This window comes from Hymenobacter nivis, from assembly GCF_003149515.1.
GTDB lineage: Bacteria > Bacteroidota > Bacteroidia > Cytophagales > Hymenobacteraceae > Hymenobacter > Hymenobacter nivis.
Genome location: NZ_CP029145.1, coordinates 324356 through 342746 on the forward strand (window position 1 = coordinate 324356; position 18391 = coordinate 342746).

The following is an 18391-nucleotide window of genomic DNA, read 5'->3' on the forward strand; positions in this document are numbered from 1 at the left end:
TAGCCTGAATAATTCTGTCATTCCACCCAAGTACCCTTAATCCCACGCTTTCACCAAGGAAACTTATGAAAAAGCTTTTCCCCGCCGCCCTGCTGTCCGTGGGCATCCTGGCCGCCACCGTTACTCAGGCCCAAAAGGCCTCGACGGCATATCAAACCCAAGGCCAGACCGTCCGCATCAAGACCAAAGCGGCCGACTTGCAAATCCAGGTGTTCAGCCCGAATACCGTGCGTGTCCTGCGGTTTCCGGTGGGTAGTAAGGCCACTAAAACCAGTTTATCGGTGAACAAAGCGCCGGACAAAACCCCGTTTGAAACGGCTGAAGCGGGCGGGGTAATTACCGTGAAAACGGCCCTGCTGACGGTTAGTCTGAACCGACAAACCGGCCTCGTCAGCTTCGCCACCCGGGGCGGAAAATCTCTATTGCAGGAAGGGGCGCAGGATTCCCTGTTTGTCCCGACGACCGACAATGGCCAGCCGGCCTACCGCGTGCAACAGCGATTCAAGCTGAGTGCGCCGGAGGGGATTTATGGCCTGGGGCAATTCCAGGACGGTATTATGAACTGGCGCAACCACGCAGTGAAGCTGCGGCAGCTCAACCAGTATGTGGCCAACCCCTTCCTGGTATCGACGGCAGGCTACGGCATTTTGTGGGATAACTACTCGGCCACGGTATTCCGCGACAACGCGGCGGGGGCCTCGTTTTCAGCGGCTCTCGGCGATTGCAGCGACTATTATTTCGTGTACGGCCAGACCATGGATGGCACCGTGGCCGGCTACCGCACCCTCACCGGTGCGGCCCCCATGTTCGGCAAATGGGTGTTTGGCTTCTGGCAGAGCCGGGAGCGCTATAAGAGCCAGGACGAGCTGCTGGATGTGGTGAAAAAATACCGCGCCCTGCGCGTGCCGCTCGATAACATTGTGCAGGACTGGCAGTACTGGGGCACCGACAACCACTACTGGAACTCGACCGAGTTTGGCAATCCCAACTTCCCGCATCCTCAGGCGATGGTCGATGCCGTGCACGCCCTGAACGCCCACCTCATGATTTCAGTCTGGCCTTCGTTTGGCGATAAAACGGCCATTTTTAAGGATTTGAACCAGGCTGGTCTGCTCTACGATTTCAAGAACTGGCCCACTGACGGCGGCGTGCGCGTGTACGATGCCTTCAGCCCCAAGGCCCGCGATATTCTCTGGGGCTACATGGATAAAAACCTGTTTTCATTAGGCATGGATGCCTGGTGGCTGGATGCGTCGGAGCCGGAACAGTTCGACCGGGAGGGCAAGATGGATTCGACCCAGACCGCCCTGGGCACCTACCGGCGGGTGCGCAACGCCTTCCCGCTACAACACAACAAGGGCGTGTTTGAGCACCAGCGGGCGGCTTCAAGCGCAAAGCGGGTGTTCATTCTGACGCGCTCGGCCTTCGCGGGGCAGCAGCGCTATGGCGCGGCCACCTGGTCGGGCGACATTCAGGGTAGCTGGGAGGTATTGCGCAAGCAGATTTCAGGCGGCCTGAACTTCAGCCTGGCCGGCATCCCGTACTGGACCACGGACATCGGCGGCTTCTTTACCGGCAAAACCTACCCGCTGGGCGTGGCCGACCCCGCGTTTCAGGAGCTGTACGTACGCTGGTTCCAGTTTGGGGCCTTTTCGCCGCTGTTCCGCTCGCACGGTACCGACACGCCCCGCGAGATTTACCAGTTCGGCAACAAGGGCGACTGGGCTTTCGATGCGCAGGTCAAATTCATAGACCTGCGCTACCGACTGCTACCCTATATTTACTCGCTTTCCTCGAAAGTCACGCGCCAGGGTTACACCCTCATGCGCGGCCTACCGATGGATTTTAACGCCGACCCCAAGGTTTTCAGTATCGACAACCAGTTCATGTTTGGTCCCTCGGTGCTGGTGAGCCCGGTTACCACCGCCCAATACAGCACGAAAGGCGCCGACGCCACCCAAAAAGGCAGCACCGATTTCAGCACCATCAAAAGCCAGTCGTTGTACCTGCCGCAAAGCGCCGGCTGGTACGATTTCTGGACCGGCGAAAAGCTCACTGGCGGCCAAACTATCAGCCGCCCCACACCCATCGACGTAATGCCGCTGCACATCCGGGCCGGGGCCATTCTGCCGCTGGGCCCGGTAGTGCAATACGCTGCCGAGAAATTCACCGCCCCCTTGGAACTGCGCGTGTACCCCGGTGCCAATGCCGAATTCACGCTTTACGAGGACGAAAACGACTCTTACAACTACGAAAAAGGCGCTTTTGCTACCATCCCGCTGCGTTGGAACGAGAAAACCCAGCAGCTCAGCATCGGTAAGCGCACGGGCACCTTCCCCGGCATGGCCGCTACCCGTTCTTTCCATGTGGTGTTCGTGAAAGGCACGCACGGCGCGGGCCTAGGTACTACCATCAAGGCCGACCGTGTGGTGCAGTATAATGGCAGTGCGTTGACCGTGAGTAAGTAGCGCCGATTTTTAGTCCGCGAGTGAGTGGGGCGAAAACCAGTTCACTTGTGGACTGTAAGTCCGCGCTACGGCGCTTCCGCGTAGCTGGGCGGCGCAGCTGATGCTGCCGTACCCCAGCTTTTGTTCGGCGTGGGGCCCATCTCGAAATCCAGCGTGCCGCCCTCGTGCTGGGCGGGCCAGTCGGGCTAGAGACGGGTGTGCGGCTGGCCGTTCACCCGCAAGCTTTGGATGTAGGGCGCGCCGGACGTGGCCCCTTTGCCGTTGATGATGAGTAGCTTGCCGTTGGGCCGGCGCAGAGCCACTTTCTCAAATAGTGGGCCGGTGGGGGTGAAGCCGCTTTCGCCCGGCACGAAGGGGTAGAGGCCGAGGGCCGAAAATACGTAGAGCGCCGACATGGCCCCGCCGTCGTCGTCGCCGGGCAGGCCGTCGGGCGTGTTGTTGAAGTAGTCGTGGGCAATGCGGCGGGTGTGGAACTGCGCTTTCCAGGGTGCTTGCAAGTAGTTGTAGGCGCACACCGCGCCTAAGCAGGGCTCGTTGCCGAGCCAGTAGCGCGGCTGCTCGGGGGCCCAGCCGGTGGCAATGGTGGTCAGAAACCGGTCGAGGCGCTTTTCCACGGCGGCGCGGCCCCCGGCCAGGCCCACCAGCCGGGGGAAGCTGTGCGGCACGCTCCAGAAATACTGCGTGGCATTGCCCTCGTTGTAGCCCTTAGTGGTGGTGCTGTCGAAGGATGCGGAGAAGCTGCCGTCGGCATTTTTGCTCTGCAGAAACCCGGTTTGGGGGTTGAATAAGCTGAACACGTTCTGCGACCGGTGCCGGTAGAAGGCCGCGCCGGGCGCGTCGCCGGCCGCCTGGCAGAGTTGGGCGATGCTGTAGTCATCGACGCCGTATTCCAGCGTCATGGAGGTACCCAGGCCATTTTTATCGACTGGCACGTAGCCCAGGCGCTGGTATTCGTCGAGGTTTAGCCAGCCGTGCCGGCCCTGGCAGCCAATGTACTGGGTCGATACCTTTTTCATCATCGCCACCATCGCCGGCAGGTCGAAATCCGTCGCGCCCATCGCATAAAGGTTGGCGATGAAGGGAAAAGGAGAGTAGCCGTTTATCACGCCGTACTCGCGGTTGTTCATGCTCCAGTTGGGAAACGCGCCGCCTTGCTGGGCATCGAACAGTAGCGAGCGGGCCATATCGGACGCCTCGTGCGGGGCCAGCAGCGCCTGCAAGTGGGCGGTGGTGCGGTAGGTATCCCAGAGCGAGAAGTTGACGTACTTGCTGTGGCCCTTTTCGATGCGGTGGGTCTGGAAATCGAAGCCCTAGTACTCGCCGTTCATGTCCTCGAACACGTTGGGCTGCAACAGGTTGTGGTAGATGGTAATGTAGAACGTGGCGCGCTCATCGGGGATGCCGCCGGCCTGCACCGTGAGCTGGCCCAGGCGCTGCGCCTACTCGGCCTGGGCCTGGCGCATCACCTGCTTCAACTTCCAGCCCGGAATCTCGGTGCGCAGGTTCAGCCGGGCATTTGCTGCGCTCACGAACGAAATGGCCGTTCGCATGCGCACCGGGCTGCCTTTGGTGGGGCCAAAGGTGAGGTAGGCCCCAAAATCCTTGCCCGAAACGGTGTCCGCGTCCGGTCGTTTCAGCGCGTCTTTCCACACGCCATGCGCGGTAATCGGCGTATCAAACTCCACCACAAAATACACCGTGTAGGGCAGGTAGGCCGGGTCGCGCCAGCAGAAGCCGCCGGTGGTTATCTGCCCGCTGAGCGTGCGGCGGGCGGCGTCAATCCGCACCCGGCCGGCGCTGATGCCGTTGGCGCTGTTGGTGGGCTCGAACACGAAGCTGGACGGCCCACCGCCGGCAAATTGCAGTTCGCCCAGCGCCGCCCGGGTCCGCGCTGCAAACCGGGCCGTTACGTGCTGCGCCGGCAGGGCCACCTCGTAGAAGCCCGGTTCGGCCCGTTCCTGGGCGTGCGAAAACGTGCTCACGTACGCCTCGCGTGCCCCACCGGCGAAGCGTCCAGCGTCCCGCTCACCGGCATAAACAGCAAATCCTGCATGGCGTGGCAGCCCACGCCGCTGAAGTGCGTGAGGCCGAAGCCCCGGATTTTCGTTCCGGCGTACTTGTAGCCGGGCCGCGCCACCGCATCATCGTAGTCTTTGAACGTGGTGTTGGGGCTGACGGAAACCATGCCGAACGGGGCCTGTGCGCCGGGATAGGTATTTCCCTCCCGGCCCGTGCCGATGAAGGGGTTGACGCAGGCGATGGGGGCTTGCTGTGCTACGCTGGCTAAACCAGGAAAAAGTAGCGTGGCCAGGGTAAGAAGCGCTTGGCAGTAGTTTCGACGCATCAGCTTGGTAAATAGGGTCGGCAGGACTTGATTTTCTGGCAGGGATGACCTTATTCTCTGCAAAATGCCGCGCCTGCTGCCGGACTAAATAAAAATGCGAGTGCCTGAGAAATTCTGCCGAAACTCCTTGGGCGTACAGTTTTTCTTCTTTTTGAAGATGCGATTGAAATTGGACAGATTGTTGAAACCGCATTTGTAAGCCACTTCGGCCACTTTGTGGGTGGTATCGATGAGCAAGCGGGTGGCGTGGCCGAGGCGGATTTCGTTCAGGCTGTCGATAAACGTGCTGCCGCTGCGCTTTTTAATAAAGCGGCTGAACGAAACCTCCGGCATATTAGCAATTTTGGCTACTTCGGCCAGCGTGATCTGTCGGCCGTAGTTGGCATTCAGGTACTCAAACACCTTCTCGACGCGGCGGCTGTTGTAGTTGAACTTCTCGTTGTTGAATGTAGAGTCGGAGAGGACGCGCAAGTTGCGTGAGGTTGAGAGGTCGTGCAGGATGGATAGCAACTCCAGCACCGAATCGAAGCCCGTTTTTTGCTCCAGCGACAAGAGGCGACCGCGCAGGCGCTCCGTGGTTTCGCGGGAGAACAGGATGCCGCGCTGCGCATTGTCAAACATTTTGCGGATAAAGCTGAGCTGATTGCGCCGCAGAAACCGGTCCTCCAGCAAGTCCCGATGAAATTGGATGGTGACTTCCCGTATTTCCTTGCTCTCGCACTGATGCGTGAACCAAGCGTGGCTTAGGTTGGGCCCCACCAGCACCAGTTCTAAATTCTCAATCGTTTCGATATGGTCGCCGACGATGCGCTTAGCTCCTGGGGCATTGATAATCAGGTTCAACTCATATTCCTCGTGGTAATGCAGGGGAAAATTGAATTCTTTCTTAGAGCGCGAAAAGAGCGTGAAGCAGTCGCTTTGGGTTAGCGGGGTAATTTCCCGCATCAGGTTCTGTTGCATTGTGAAGAATAGAGGGAATATGGCGAAAGTTACGCTTTTTTGCTAAAAAAGTATTGCTTGGGCGCCGGTAAATTATAGTACTTGAAATAACTTGCATATCACTGAGAACGAGTTTTCGCTTGCATAAATGGCTTTCCCGCTAAATTAATACAAAAAAAAGTTAAGATAACATTACTATTTGGCATACGTGTCGGGTACTTTTGGGTGTCAGATTCCCATCTAAAAAGCCCAGGCAGTATGAGTCTAACTATATTCCCAGTCAGACTGAGCCGAGCGGTGCTCTGCCTAAGTTGGTCGGCCTGTGGAGCCGTGGCCTTGCCGCTGGCAGGCGGGCTGCTGTTGCCAACGCGTACCCTGGCCCAGGCCAGCCAAATCATAACGCCGATAAACGAGATTTCGGCCAGCCCCGCCATTGTGCAAAACCCAGGGTATTAAGGCCGGAGTTGGGCCGGGCCACGACATCGCCGCTCGGCCCAGCTAAGTATCTCAAAGGATTCTTGGGCCGCCATGCGCTTGGTTGCTGGTGGGACAATACCCAGGCCCGGGCGGCCCCTGAACTCCTTTAAATGTGCTCATTCTAATTCTGTCAACGGCTTGTCGTCGGCACTTCTATCTGGTAGGGCTCGCCGCTTCACCGATGCCTATTGCTCTTATGAAACACTTCCTTTTGTTTTTATTTTTCCTGCTTGCGCTGCCCGGCTTTTCCCAGTCGGGCTTCGTGCGGCGGCAGGGCACCGGCTTCACCCTCCAGGGCAAGCCCTACCGCTACATCGGGGTCAACTATTGGTACGGGGGCTTGCTGGCTACCCAGGGTAAGGCTGGCAAAGCGCGACTAATCAAAGAGCTGGATTTTTTGAAGAAGCAGGGTGTTACCAACCTGCGCGTGATGGTGGGAGCCGAGGGCCTGAACCACGGCTACAAGTACCGCGTGCCGCAGCCCCTGCAAACCGAGCCGGGTAAGTTTGACGAGAATATGGCCGTGGGGCTCGACTACCTGCTGGCCGAGCTGGACAAACGCAACATGAAGGCAGTGCTGCACTTTACCAATACCTGGGAGTGGAGCGGCGGCCTTACCCAGTACCTAGAGTGGAATGGCTACCCCGCCACGCCGCTGCCCAAAGATCCGGATTTTGTTTGGAATAAGTTTCAGGAGTACGTCGCGCAGTTTTTCACCTGCGAGCCCTGCAAGCAGCAGGTAGATACCTATATCCGCTACGTGCTAGCCCGCACCAACACCATCACCAAAAAGCCTTACTTGCAGGACCCGGCCATCATGGCTTGGGAAATCATGAACGAGCCCCGGCCCATGACCCTGGCCGCTACCCCCGCCTTCGAAAATTGGATGCGGCATACCTCGGCCCTCATTAAGTCTTTGGATAAAAGCCACCTGGTAACCACTGGTAGCGAGGGCGACGCCGCTTCGGATAGAAAAATGGACGTGTTCGAGCGCGTCCACTCCGACCCCAACATTGACTACCTTACCATTCACATCTGGCCCAAGAACTGGGGCTGGTTCCGCGACACGGCCACGGCTAAGGGCATGCCCGTTGTGATTGCCAAAGCCAAAGCCTATGTAGATAGCCACGTGGCCGTAGCCCAAAAGCTGGGCAAGCCGCTGGTGATAGAGGAGTTTGGCCTGCCGCGCGACGGGCAGGTATTTACGCTATCCTCCAGCACCAAGATGCGCGACGAGTACTTCGCTGCCCTGTTCGGGATGATGAAGGACCACCCCATTATTGCGGGCTATAACTTCTGGGCCTTTGGCGGCACGGCGCGGCCGGTGCCGGGCCAGGTGTTCTGGAAGAAGGGCGATGCCTACATGGGCGACCCCGGCGGCGAGGAGCAGGGCCTGAACTCGGTATTTGATGCTGACAAGTCGACATGGGCCGTGATTGGTAAGTGCCTAAAAACTATTAAGTAAGCTATGAATTTTCGTAACCTCACGCTGGGCCTGACGCTGGCCGCCGCCCTGCTGGCCGGTCGCGCCCAAGCTCAGTCGGCCCCCGCCGACCCCGCCGCCACCCCCGAAACCAAGCGCCTGCTCAGCAACCTGCACAAGCTGCTTGATAAAGGCGTAATGTTTGGCCACCAGGACGATATGGCCTACGGCCTCACGCCCGAAGGCCAGCGCTGGATAGGGGAGCCCGGCCGCTCCGACGTGAAATCGGTCACGGGTTCCTACCCCGCCGTATTCGGCTGGGAGCTGGGCCACGTGGAGCTGGACAGCGCCCGCAGCCTCGACGCGGTGCCGTTTGCCAAAATCCGCGAGTACATCAAGCAGGTATACGCGCAGGGCGGCGTCAACACTATCAGCTGGCACCTCGACAACCCGCACGACGGCAAAAGTGCCTGGGACACCACGCGTACCGTGTCGTATATCTTGCCCGGCGGCGAGGACCACGCCAAGTACGTGACCTATCTCGACCGGCTGGGTACCTTCCTGGCTACGCTCAAAGGGACGAAAGGGGAGGCTATTCCGGTTATTTTTCGGCCTTTCCACGAGCACACTGGCTCGTGGTTCTGGTGGGGCGAGAAGAACTGCACCCCAGCCCAGTATAAGCAGCTCTACGAGTTCACTATTAACTACCTGCGCGATACCAAGAAGCTGCACAACCTGCTCATTGCCTACTCGCCCTCCGACGTTGAAACCCCGGCGCATTACCTGGAGCGATACCCCGGCGACGGCTACGTGGACGTGCTGGGCTTCGATGTCTACTACCACGGTGATGGCTCGGCCTTTAAAAAGACGATGGCGACCAACCTGACCATCCTGACCGAGGTGGCCCGCGAGCACCACAAGCTGCCCGCCCTCACCGAAACCGGCCTAGAGCGCCTACCCGACGCCAATTGGTGGACTAAAACCCTGCTGCCCACCATCGCGGGCTACAAGCTGAGCTACGTGCTGGTGTGGCGCAACGGCCGCCCCGACCACTACTACGCGCCCTACCCCGGCCAGGCCAGCGCAGCCGACTTTAAAACCTTTGCTAAGGATAAAAAGGTGCTGCTGGAAAAGCAGTTAGCACCCCTGAAAATCTATTCTAAGACGTTATAGTAATCGTTCTCCGCGTCGCCTTACGGGTCGCCTCACAAGACCCCTTTGGGGCCGGTCCCCTCTCCGAAAAGGATACGGAGAGGCTGACGAGTAACGCCGTTTGATTGAATTATATAGTCTGTCTACGCCGCCGTGGCTCCCCTCTCCTTTTTGGAGAGGGGACCGGCCCCAAAGGGGGCTCGTGAAGTGACCCGTAAGCCATTCCCTACCCCCCGCATGAAGCTTCACCCCATAGACTTTCTCATTATTGCCACCTACCTACTGGCAACAGTGGGCATTGGCCTATATTACCGCAAAAAATCGAGTCAGGACAAGGATAGCTACATGCTGGGCGGTCGCACGCTGCCTTGGTACAAGCTCGGGCTGAGCGACGCCTCCGACATGTTCGACATCAGCGGCACCATGTGGATGGTGAGCCTCTGCTTCGTGTATGGTATGAAAAGCATCTGGATTCCCTGGCTCTGGCCGGTTTTCAACCAGGTGTTCTTGATGATGTACCTCTCGCGCTGGCTGCGGCGCTCAGGCGCCAGCACCGGGGCCGAGTGGCTGGCCACGCGCTTTGGGCAGAAGGGACCGGGTGTGTGGGCCTCGCACCAGGTCGTCATCGCGTTTGCGCTGCTGAGCTGCCTGGGTTTCCTGGCCTATGGCTTCGTAGGGCTGGGCAAGTTCATTGAGATATTCATTCCCTGGAACCTTGTAAGCGGCTACATTCCCTTCCACGTGGCGCCGCAATACGTGCCGCACGTCTACGGCATCGTGTTCACGCTCTTCGCCATGTTCTACTCCATCATTGGCGGCATGCACAGCATTGTGCTGGGCGATATTATCAAGTATTGCATCATGACGGTGGCCTGCATTGCCATTGCCATCATCGCCTACATCAATCTGCAAGGCCACGAGCTGGCGGTGCCGAAGGACTGGTTCAACCCGTTTTTTGGTTGGCGACTGGGGCTCGACTGGTCTAAACTCATTCCCGAGGTCAATAGTAAAATCTCCAGCGATGGGTATTCGCTGTTCGGTATTTTCTTCATGATGATGGCCTTCAAGGGCATTTTTGCCTCGCTGGCCGGCCCCGCGCCGAACTACGACATGCAGAAAATTCTGAGCACCCGCTCGCCCGAGGAAGCCAGCAAGATGAGCGGCTTCGTTTCGATTATTCTGCTGCCCATCCGCTACGCGCTCATCATCGGCCTCACCATTCTGGGCCTGCTCTACTACCACCAGATGGACTTGCGCACAGCCACCGGGTCCATCGACTTTGAGCGCATTCTGCCCGCGACTATCAACAACTTTCTGCCGGCCGGGCTGGCCGGGCTGGTGCTTACCGGCCTGCTGGGTGCATTTATGGGCACTTTCAGTGGCACCGTGAACGCGGCGCAGGCTTACGTGGTGAATGACATCTATCTCAAATACGTGAATCCGCAGGCCAGCACCAGCCGCATCATGTCCATGAACTACGTGGTGGGGGTATTGGTCGTGGCTACCGGGGTAGTGCTGGGTTTCCTGGCCAAGGACGTGAACACAGTGTTGCAATTCATTGTGTCAGCGCTCTACGGCGGCTACATCGCCTCCAACGTGCTCAAGTGGCATTGGTGGCGTTTCAACGCCACGGGTTTTTTTGTGGGTATGACCACGGGCATCGTAGCGGCGGGGTTTTTCGGCTTTTTCATCGAGTCGGGTAATCTGCTCTATTGGTTTCCGCTGCTGTTCGGCATCTCGCTGGCGGGGTCCATCATCGGCACCTACCTCTCGCCGCCCACCGAGGCGGCGGTGCTTCACAACTTCTACCGCACGGTGCGGCCCTGGGGCTTTTGGGGCCCGGTGCTGGCCGAGGTGCAGGCCCAGGACCCCACGTTTCAGCCCAACCGTAACTTCAAGCGCAATATGTTCAACATTGTACTGGGCATTATTGCACAGCTCTGCCTCACCATCCTGCCCATGTACCTGCTGCTGAGCCAGCACGCGCCGCTGGCCGTGGTGGTGGTCATTCTGCTTATCGTGGGCTTCATCCTCAAGAAAACCTGGTGGAACCGGCTTAGCGATGACTAACCGCTTAGCCGTTAGCTACCAGCGTTTTGCTCAACAGTCCCTTATCCCTTTGTATTACCCTAAAAAGCTAATGGCTAGCAGCCACCAGCTAGCAGCTAAAACTATGGCTTCTGTATTTCATCACCGCCTGCACCTGCTGCAAACCAAACACGACCAGCTGCTTCACCTACCCAACGAAAAGGAAGAGGTTGGCAACGGTATTTTCGACCGCTATGCGCGCCCGGTGCTCACGGCCGCCCATGCCCCGCTGGCCTGGAAATATGACCTCAACCCCGCCACCAATCCCTTTCTGATGGAGCGCATTGGCGTCAATGCCACGCTTAACGCCGGGGCCATCAAGTGGCAGGGCCGGTACGCGCTGGTGGTACGGGTGGAGGGCAACGACCGCAAGTCATTTTTTGCGGTGGCCGAAAGCGCCAATGGCATCGACGGCTTCCAGTTTCACGAGCGCCCCATTACGCTACCCGAAACCGAGGACCCCGATACCAACGTGTACGACATGCGCCTGGTGGAGCACGAAGACGGCTGGATTTACGGCCTTTTTTGCACCGAGCGCCGCGACCCCGCCGCCTCCGACGCTGACCAGTCGGCCGCGCTGGCCAAGTGCGGCATCGCCCGCACCAAGGACCTGGTGGCCTGGGAGCGCCTCGCCGACCTCACCACCGGCTCGGCCCAGCAGCGCAACGTGGTGCTTCACCCCGAGTTTGTGGATGGCCAGTACGCCTTCTACACCCGCCCGCAGGATGGCTTCATTGATGCCGGTAAAGGGGGCGGTATCGGCTTCGGCTTGTCGGAAAGCATTAACCCGGCGCAGGTTACGCAGGAAGTTATTATTGACAAAAAGCAGTACCACACGATTGCGGAAGTGAAAAACGGCCTCGGTCCTGGTCCCATCAAGACGGAGAAAGGCTGGCTGCACTTGGCCCACGGTGTGCGAAATACCGCCGCTGGCCTGCGCTATGTGCTCTACATGTTCATGACGGACCTGCACGACCTCACCAAAATAATCCATAAGCCGGCCGGCTATTTCCTGGCCCCGGAAGGGGAGGAGCGCGTAGGCGACGTGTCGAACGTAGCCTTTGGCAACGGCTGGATTGCTGACGACGACGGCAAGGTGTTCATCTACTATGCCTCGTCCGACACGCGGATGCACGTGGCCACGTCCACAATTACCCAACTGATTGATTACGTAGTAAATACGCCGGAAGATGGCCTGCGCTCGGCCGCATCGGTGCAAGCCATCAATGCGCTTATTGACCGCAACCACGCCGTGCCCGCCCCCACAGTTAGCGAGCGAGTGACTAACGGGGTGGAGCGCTAACTGAAAAACGATGCGCCCCTTCTCCTGCATCATCCTGACGATCTTGCTGTTAACGGCCGGCCTGGCCGGAGCCATCGGGCGGAAACGGCCGCCTGGCCGGCCCAACGTTGTGCTGATTCTGACCGATGACCAGGGCTGGGGCGACCTCAGCGCCAACAAAAACCCGTGGCTGAAGACGCCCAATATGGACCGGCTGGCCCAGCAAGGCACCAGCTTCGAGCATTTTTACGTGAGCCCGCTGTGCGCGCCCACGCGGGCCAGTCTGCTCACCGGGCGCTACCACCTAAGCACGGGCGTGGTGTCGGTATCGAAGGGCCTGGAGACGATGGATAGCGAAGAAACCACGCTGGCCGAGCTGTTCCGGGCCAACGGCTACCAAACCGGCATGTTTGGCAAGTGGCACAGCGGGCAGCACTATCCCAACCGGCCCAACGACCAGGGTTTCGATGAGTTCCTGGGCTTTTGCGCGGGGCACTGGTCGAACTACTTCGACACGAAACTCGACCACAACGGCGAGCTAGTGCAAACTACCGGCTACATCACGGACGTGCTGACCGACGCGGCGCTCAAGTTCATCGGTGCGAACCAGGACAAACCCTTTTTCTGCTACATCCCTTACAACGCGCCCCACAGCCCGTTTCAGGTGCCCGATGCCTACTTCAACAAGTTCAAAGCCAAGGGCCGGAGCAACGAGCTGGCCTGCGTGTACGGCATGGTGAGCAACCTCGACGACAACGTGGGCCGGGTGCTGGCTTTTCTAAAAAAGCGTAAGCTGAAGAAAAATACCATCGTCATTTTCATGACCGACAACGGCCCCAACGGTACCCGCTACAACGGCGACATGCGCGGCATCAAAGGCAGCGTGAAGGGGGCATGCGGGTACCGTTCTTCATCCGCTGGCCCAATAAAATCCCCGAGCTGCCGGGTGGGCCAAGTCGAGCATAGCGTGACCATCAGCCAACCCTTCCAGGCCGCCCAGCTACCGAGCCCCGACCGGGTGCCCCGCAAGGAAGCGTACGAAATGGCCGACTGGGGCCACCTGGTCATCGACACGTTCCGGGTGCCGGCCGGCAAAACCAGTATTCGATTGAAAGCCCTAAAAATAGCTGGCTCATCGGCGGCCGAAATCGATGGTCTGCGGCTGAGTTTTGTGGGGAACTAGCCGATTTATGACCAGCCGATTTTCCGTTTATCTTCCAGCAACTTCCTATGAACTTAGCTGATTCCTTCCAGCAAGAACTTGACCGCATCCTCACGTATTGGCGCACCCATGCGCCGGACGAAGCCCAGGGCGGTTTCCTGGGGAAAATTGACAACGACAACCGCCCCGACCCCACCGCGCCGAAGGGGGCCGTACTGCACGCCCGCATCCTGTGGACCTTCGCGGCGGCCTGCAACCAGCAGCCCAATGCCGAAAACCTGGCCGTGGCCCGACGGGCTTACGAGTACATCACGGCACATTTTCTGGATGCGGAGCACGGCGGCGTGTACTGGTCGGTGGATTACCAGGGCCGACCGCTCGATACCAAGAAGCAGATTTATGCCCTGGCCTTCACTATCTACGGGCTGGCCGAATACCACCGCGCCAGCGGCGACGCAGCGGCCTTAGCGCACGCGCAAGACCTTTTTCGCACCATCGAGGCGCATAGTTTTGACCCCGCGGCAGGCGGCTACCTAGAGGCTTTCGCCCGCGACTGGCAGCCCCTCGGCGACCTGCGCCTGAGCGCCAAGGATGCCAATGAGAAGAAGACGATGAACACGCACCTCCACATTCTGGAGGCGTATGCCAATCTCTACCGCGAGTGGCCCGACGCGCGGCTGCGCCAGCAAATCAAGGCCCTGCTGCTGGATTTTACCGACCATTTCATCGACCCCAAAACCGGCCACCTCATCCTGTTTCTGGATGAGTACTGGCAGCCCCGGCTCGATGCCATTTCCTACGGCCACGACATTGAGGCGGCTTGGCTGCTATTGGAGGCTGCCGAGGTGCTGCATGAGCCGGGGCTCGTTACCCAGTTTCAGCAAACGGCCGTGCAGCTGGCCCGCGCCGCCGCCGAGGGGCTGGCCACCGATGGGGCCCTCACCTACGAGTTGCACCCCGACGGCTACCTCGACGCTGACCGCCACTGGTGGGTGCAGGCCGAGGCCGTGGTGGGTTTCTACAACGCCTACCAGGTAAGCGGCGACGCGCAGTTTATGGCGATGGCGGAGGGTGCGTGGCGCTTCACGCAGCAGCATATTTTAGATAAGCAAAACGGCGAGTGGTTCTGGGGCGTGCATGCCGACAACTCGCTGATGGCCGGCGAAGACAAGGCTGGTTTCTGGAAATGCCCTTACCATAATGGCCGGGCCTGCCTCGAAATGCTGGCCCGGCTGGCTCAGCCGCACCCCGCAGCTTCCACCGCAGAGTAGCCCCGCCACTCCACTTTGCCCTCCCCTTATGCGCCACCAACTACTTTCCCTGCTTCGCCCCGCCAGCTTGCTTGTGCTACTGGCCCTGCTGCTGCCCACCCGTAGCCATGCCCAGAACCCGCTACTGCCCGGTTACTTCGCCGACCCCAGCATCAAGAAGTTTGGCGATACCTACTACCTCTACGTCACCACCGATGGCTACCCGCCCTATGGCAACGATGGCCTGACCTTCGTCTGGACCTCGACCAACCTCACCGACTGGCAGCCTCAGGTGCTCGACGGCATGCCGTATAAATCGGTTTGGGCCCCGGCCGTCATCAAAGGTAAAAATGGCAAATACTACCTGTATTGCCAGAATTCGGTCGATTACAAGGGCTACGTGTACGTGGCTGATTCGCCCACCGGGCACTACGCCCGGGTGGCCCACATTGGGGGCTTCGACATTGAGCCCTTCGAAGACCCGGTGTCGAAGAAGATTTACGTGGTGTCGGCGTCCCAGGAAATTTTCGAGATGGACAACGACCCGGCCTCGCCCACCTACCTCACCAAAATTGCGCGCACCATCTCCGTCAAGGGCCATTTCGATTTCACCGAAGCACCCTACCTGTTCTATCGCAAGGGCCTCTACTACCTGATGTGGGCCGGGGGGCGCTGCTGGCAGAAAAGCTACAACGTGCGCTACGCCGTGGCCAAAAGCCTCGAAGGCCCCTACGTGGACGCTAAGGCCCCGCTGCTCGAAAACGACGAGGCCCACGGCGTCATTGGTCCCGGCCATAACTCCATGCTGGAAGTCGAGGGCCGCACTTTCCTGCTCTATCACCGTCAGGACCCCGCTAAAGCGCCCACCTGCGGCTTCCGCTTCACCTGCGCCAGCGAGCTCACGTTCGGGGCCGACGGCAGCCTGAAGCTGGGGGCTTACGTCAACGACTTGGGCCAGCTGCTAGGTGCTAAAAATCCGGTCGTGAACCTGGCGCTCAACAAGCCGGTGTTCGCCAATACCGAGCTGCCCACCAACCGGGCCATCCACGCCGTGGACGGCCGCCACGACACCCGCTGGACCACCAGCCCCAATGAGAAAGGCACCCTTACCGTAGACCTGCAGCGCGAAGAACCCATCCGGCGCGTGGAAGTCGACTTCGAGTACCCTGACAAGCAGGTGACCTTTCGGGTAGAGTATTCAACGGATAACGAAAACTGGGTGACGCTGGTCGACCACAGTAACGAAGCCATTCCGGCCTACCGTGCCATGGCCATCGACAAGGATTTTCGCGCCCGCTACGTACGCCTGGCCGTTACCAATTCTGAAGACCGCAACGCCTCGGTATGGGAGCTTAAAGTGCTGGGCCCTGGGTTCGCCCGCTAACCCCTGATATCCCCAGTCTTATGCTTCTAACCCGGTTTTTCCTGCTGCTGAGCGCTCTGTGCATCGCCCGTTTCAACGGTCGTGCCCAAACATACGCCATCACCAACTACGGGGCCGTGGCCGACGGCAAAACCCTGGCCACGGCCGCCATCCAAAAGGCCGTTGACGTGTGCAACCGCACCGGCGGTGGCACCGTGGACGTGCCACCCGGCACTTTTCTTACGGGAACTATCAGCCTGAAAAGCAACGTGAATCTGCACCTGGAAAGCGGAGCCGTTCTTTTGGGCAGCCCCAACATCAACGATTACCGGGCCTATACGCTGCCCAAGTACCCCGAATACGGCACCAACCACTACGGCATCCTCTACACCGAACTGGCCGAAAACGTGGCTCTCACCGGCCTGGGTACTATCGACGGCAACGACCCGGCTTACTTCGACGTGACGCGCGCCAAGAAAATTGATACCGTCACCACCCGCTACACTCGCCAGAAAAATAACTTTCGCCACGTTGCTACCGGTATTGGCGACGGCCCGTGGGAACCCCGCGAACCCCGGCCCCGGCAGATGGTGATTTTTGCGCAGTGCCGAAACGTGCGCCTCGCCGACGTTTCGCTGTTGCGCTCTCCGTTCTGGACGCTGCATTTTTCCGACTGCGACGCCGTACGGGTGAGCGGCGTGCGAATATGGTCGTCGCTGCTGGCTCCGAACGCCGACGGCATCGACATCACGAGTTCCAGCAACGTCACTATCACGGGCTGCGACATCCGGGCAGGCGACGACGCCATCGCCATCACCGGCTACGACCACCACTTCGAGATTCCCGGGTTCAGCGGGCAGCGCCACGTTTCGGAGAACATCATCGTGAGCAACTGCAACCTGCAATCGTACTCCAGCGGCGTTCGCATTGGTTTTCTGGACCAGAACACGGTGCGCAACGTCACGGTCAGCAACGTCAATATCACCAATTCCACCCGCGGCATCGGCATCTTCCTGCGGGACGAGGGCTCGCTGGAAAACCTCACGTTTACCAACATCAACATTGACACTCACTTGCGCACCGGCGATTGGTGGGGCAACGGCGAACCCATTCACATTTCGGCCATTCGCGGCAAGGAAAACGTGAAGCTGGGTCGCATCAAAAACGTGCGTTTCGAGAACATTACTTGCCGAGGCGAAAACGGTATTCTGGTCTATGGTACGCCGGAAAGCGTGATTGAAGACCTATCCTTCCGCCACGTCACCTTCGACTTTATCGATAGCCCACTCAATGGCGTGGCCGGTGGCAACGTGGATTTACGCGGCATAATGAGCGAAAAAAACCAACTATTTGCCCGCGATATTCCCGGCATTCTGGCCCAATACGTCATCGGGCTGATCATCGACGATTTTGCCTTGCGCTGGCTAAACCCGCGCAGCTCCTTCCTTTCCCATGGTATCGAAACCGACCATGTAACCGGCCTGCGGGTGAGTCATTTTCAAGGTACCGGCGCCCCCAACAACCCGAATGCGCAACGGCTATACCTGCAGAATAGTCCGGGAGCAATACTGGCCGAAGAAGAGAAAGCGGGGGCCAGTACGCCGGGCCGTGGCCGGCGCACCCGCTAGTCAAGCTAGGCCCTGATGACTTCTTGACAACTAATTCCTTCCGTCTGGCTTTCTGTGCCAACTACCCCAACATACTTATCATGCATTCATTAGAAGCCAAAAAGCCGCAGCTTTTTACTCATACGGCCGCGCAGCTACAGGCCGCCGGCCTCCGCATCGAGCGGTAGGATGCCACCCGCCCCTGGGGCGGTTTTTTCGTCATCGACGAAAGCCAGGCGCAGCAGTTTGCCAACCAGTATTTTGATGGGCTGCCGATAGACCAGCTTATGATTTCGGGTAAGCTGACCCCGAAAATCCTGTTGGTTGCCCTGCATTAGCTGCTGTCGTGGCAGTACCACCATCGGCGGGCCGAGGTTTAGCGCGTGGTGCAGGGGCCAGTGGGCGTCGCCGTTAGCGCTTCCGACGAATAGGGCGAAGTAGTGGCTTATAATGTGGGTAACTAGACTGCCCTGCAACAGGGGGAGCGGCACCGCCTAGTGGGGCTTGGGGGCTGCTGGCCGAAACATGGCAGCATACCAGTGCCGTGCAGCCCTCCGATGAAGAAGATATTGTGCGGGTGCAGGACGATTTCAGGCGCTAAACAACCATAACATGGCCTTAATGGATGTGCATTATTCGAACCGCCTGAACGGACTGTGGCTCCGGTGGCTTACGCTGGGCTTGGCCGCCTTGCTCGGCACCGCCGGTTGCGGGCCGGCCCGCCGCCTCACAGTGGGCCGGCAGGGGGTGCACTGGGCACCGCGCTTCCGCGAGCCAATAACTATTGTGGCGGTGGTCCAAAGCAGGATGATACCGGACCTTTAGTTTGTTAATTA

General features: G+C 59.2%; 13 protein-coding genes and 1 pseudogene. 9 read left to right on the forward strand and 5 right to left on the reverse strand.

Annotated features, from left to right (window positions below):
- Nucleotides 1-65 precede the first annotated feature (65 nt).
- Nucleotides 66-2468, forward strand: coding sequence for a glycoside hydrolase family 31 protein (locus DDQ68_RS01305; protein ID WP_109652319.1), 2403 nt, complete (start codon nucleotides 66-68; stop codon nucleotides 2466-2468).
- A gap of 185 nt (nucleotides 2469-2653) precedes the next feature.
- On the opposite strand, the pseudogene DDQ68_RS01310 reads toward DDQ68_RS01305, so the two are convergent.
- The 4 genes and pseudogenes from DDQ68_RS01310 to DDQ68_RS01325 form a co-directional block, all read right to left on the reverse strand.
- Nucleotides 2654-3883 (reverse strand): annotated as a pseudogene (locus DDQ68_RS01310) (GH92 family glycosyl hydrolase).
- A gap of 24 nt (nucleotides 3884-3907) precedes the next feature.
- Entirely contained in the window at nucleotides 3908-4450 is a 543-nt protein-coding gene (locus tag DDQ68_RS24175; protein ID WP_109652336.1) for a hypothetical protein, read from the reverse strand.
- A complete protein-coding gene (locus DDQ68_RS24180) occupies nucleotides 4447-4812 on the reverse strand; it encodes a hypothetical protein (RefSeq protein ID WP_109652340.1) in 366 nt (121 codons plus the stop codon). Before DDQ68_RS24180 ends, DDQ68_RS24175 begins: the two co-directional genes overlap by 4 nt.
- An 84-nt stretch (nucleotides 4813-4896) precedes the next feature.
- Nucleotides 4897-5772 carry an AraC family transcriptional regulator gene (locus DDQ68_RS01325; RefSeq protein WP_109652343.1) on the reverse strand — a complete coding sequence of 292 codons (876 nt, stop codon included), beginning with the start codon at nucleotides 5770-5772 and terminating at the stop codon, nucleotides 4897-4899.
- 652 nt (nucleotides 5773-6424) lie between these two features.
- Here DDQ68_RS01325 and DDQ68_RS01330 point away from each other — a divergent pair.
- From DDQ68_RS01330 to DDQ68_RS01370, 8 genes are all read left to right on the forward strand, one after another.
- The gene (locus tag DDQ68_RS01330; RefSeq protein ID WP_162549710.1) at nucleotides 6425-7693 is read left to right on the forward strand and encodes a glycoside hydrolase 5 family protein; all 1269 of its coding nucleotides are present in this window, start codon (nucleotides 6425-6427) and stop codon (nucleotides 7691-7693) included.
- A 3-nt stretch (nucleotides 7694-7696) separates the two neighbouring features.
- Nucleotides 7697-8824 (forward strand): glycoside hydrolase family 26 protein, encoded by a 1128-nt coding sequence (locus tag DDQ68_RS01335; protein WP_109652348.1) that lies wholly within the window; start codon nucleotides 7697-7699, stop codon nucleotides 8822-8824.
- 216 nt (nucleotides 8825-9040) lie between these two features.
- Nucleotides 9041-10873: a sodium:solute symporter family protein gene (locus DDQ68_RS01340; protein WP_109652351.1), complete on the forward strand. Its 1833-nt coding sequence runs from the start codon at nucleotides 9041-9043 to the stop codon at nucleotides 10871-10873.
- A 103-nt stretch (nucleotides 10874-10976) separates the two neighbouring features.
- The gene (locus DDQ68_RS01345; RefSeq protein ID WP_109658278.1) at nucleotides 10977-12194 is read left to right on the forward strand and encodes a glycoside hydrolase family 130 protein; all 1218 of its coding nucleotides are present in this window, start codon (nucleotides 10977-10979) and stop codon (nucleotides 12192-12194) included.
- A 10-nt stretch (nucleotides 12195-12204) separates the two neighbouring features.
- The gene (locus DDQ68_RS01350; protein ID WP_245897232.1) at nucleotides 12205-13356 is read left to right on the forward strand and encodes a sulfatase-like hydrolase/transferase; all 1152 of its coding nucleotides are present in this window, start codon (nucleotides 12205-12207) and stop codon (nucleotides 13354-13356) included.
- Between the two features lie 47 nt (nucleotides 13357-13403).
- On the forward strand, nucleotides 13404-14606 hold the full coding sequence (locus DDQ68_RS01360; RefSeq protein WP_109652358.1) for an AGE family epimerase/isomerase: 1203 nt from the start codon (nucleotides 13404-13406) through the stop codon (nucleotides 14604-14606).
- 28 nt (nucleotides 14607-14634) lie between these two features.
- The gene (locus DDQ68_RS01365) at nucleotides 14635-15969 is read left to right on the forward strand and encodes a family 43 glycosylhydrolase (protein ID WP_162549711.1); all 1335 of its coding nucleotides are present in this window, start codon (nucleotides 14635-14637) and stop codon (nucleotides 15967-15969) included.
- Nucleotides 15970-15989: 20 nt separating this feature from the next.
- Entirely contained in the window at nucleotides 15990-17576 is a 1587-nt protein-coding gene (locus tag DDQ68_RS01370) for a glycoside hydrolase family 28 protein (protein ID WP_109652363.1), read from the forward strand.
- Between the two features lie 134 nt (nucleotides 17577-17710).
- On the opposite strand, the gene DDQ68_RS24370 is transcribed toward DDQ68_RS01370, so the two are convergent.
- Entirely contained in the window at nucleotides 17711-18046 is a 336-nt protein-coding gene (locus DDQ68_RS24370; protein WP_162549712.1) for a hypothetical protein, read from the reverse strand.
- Nucleotides 18047-18391: the final 345 nt, after the last annotated feature.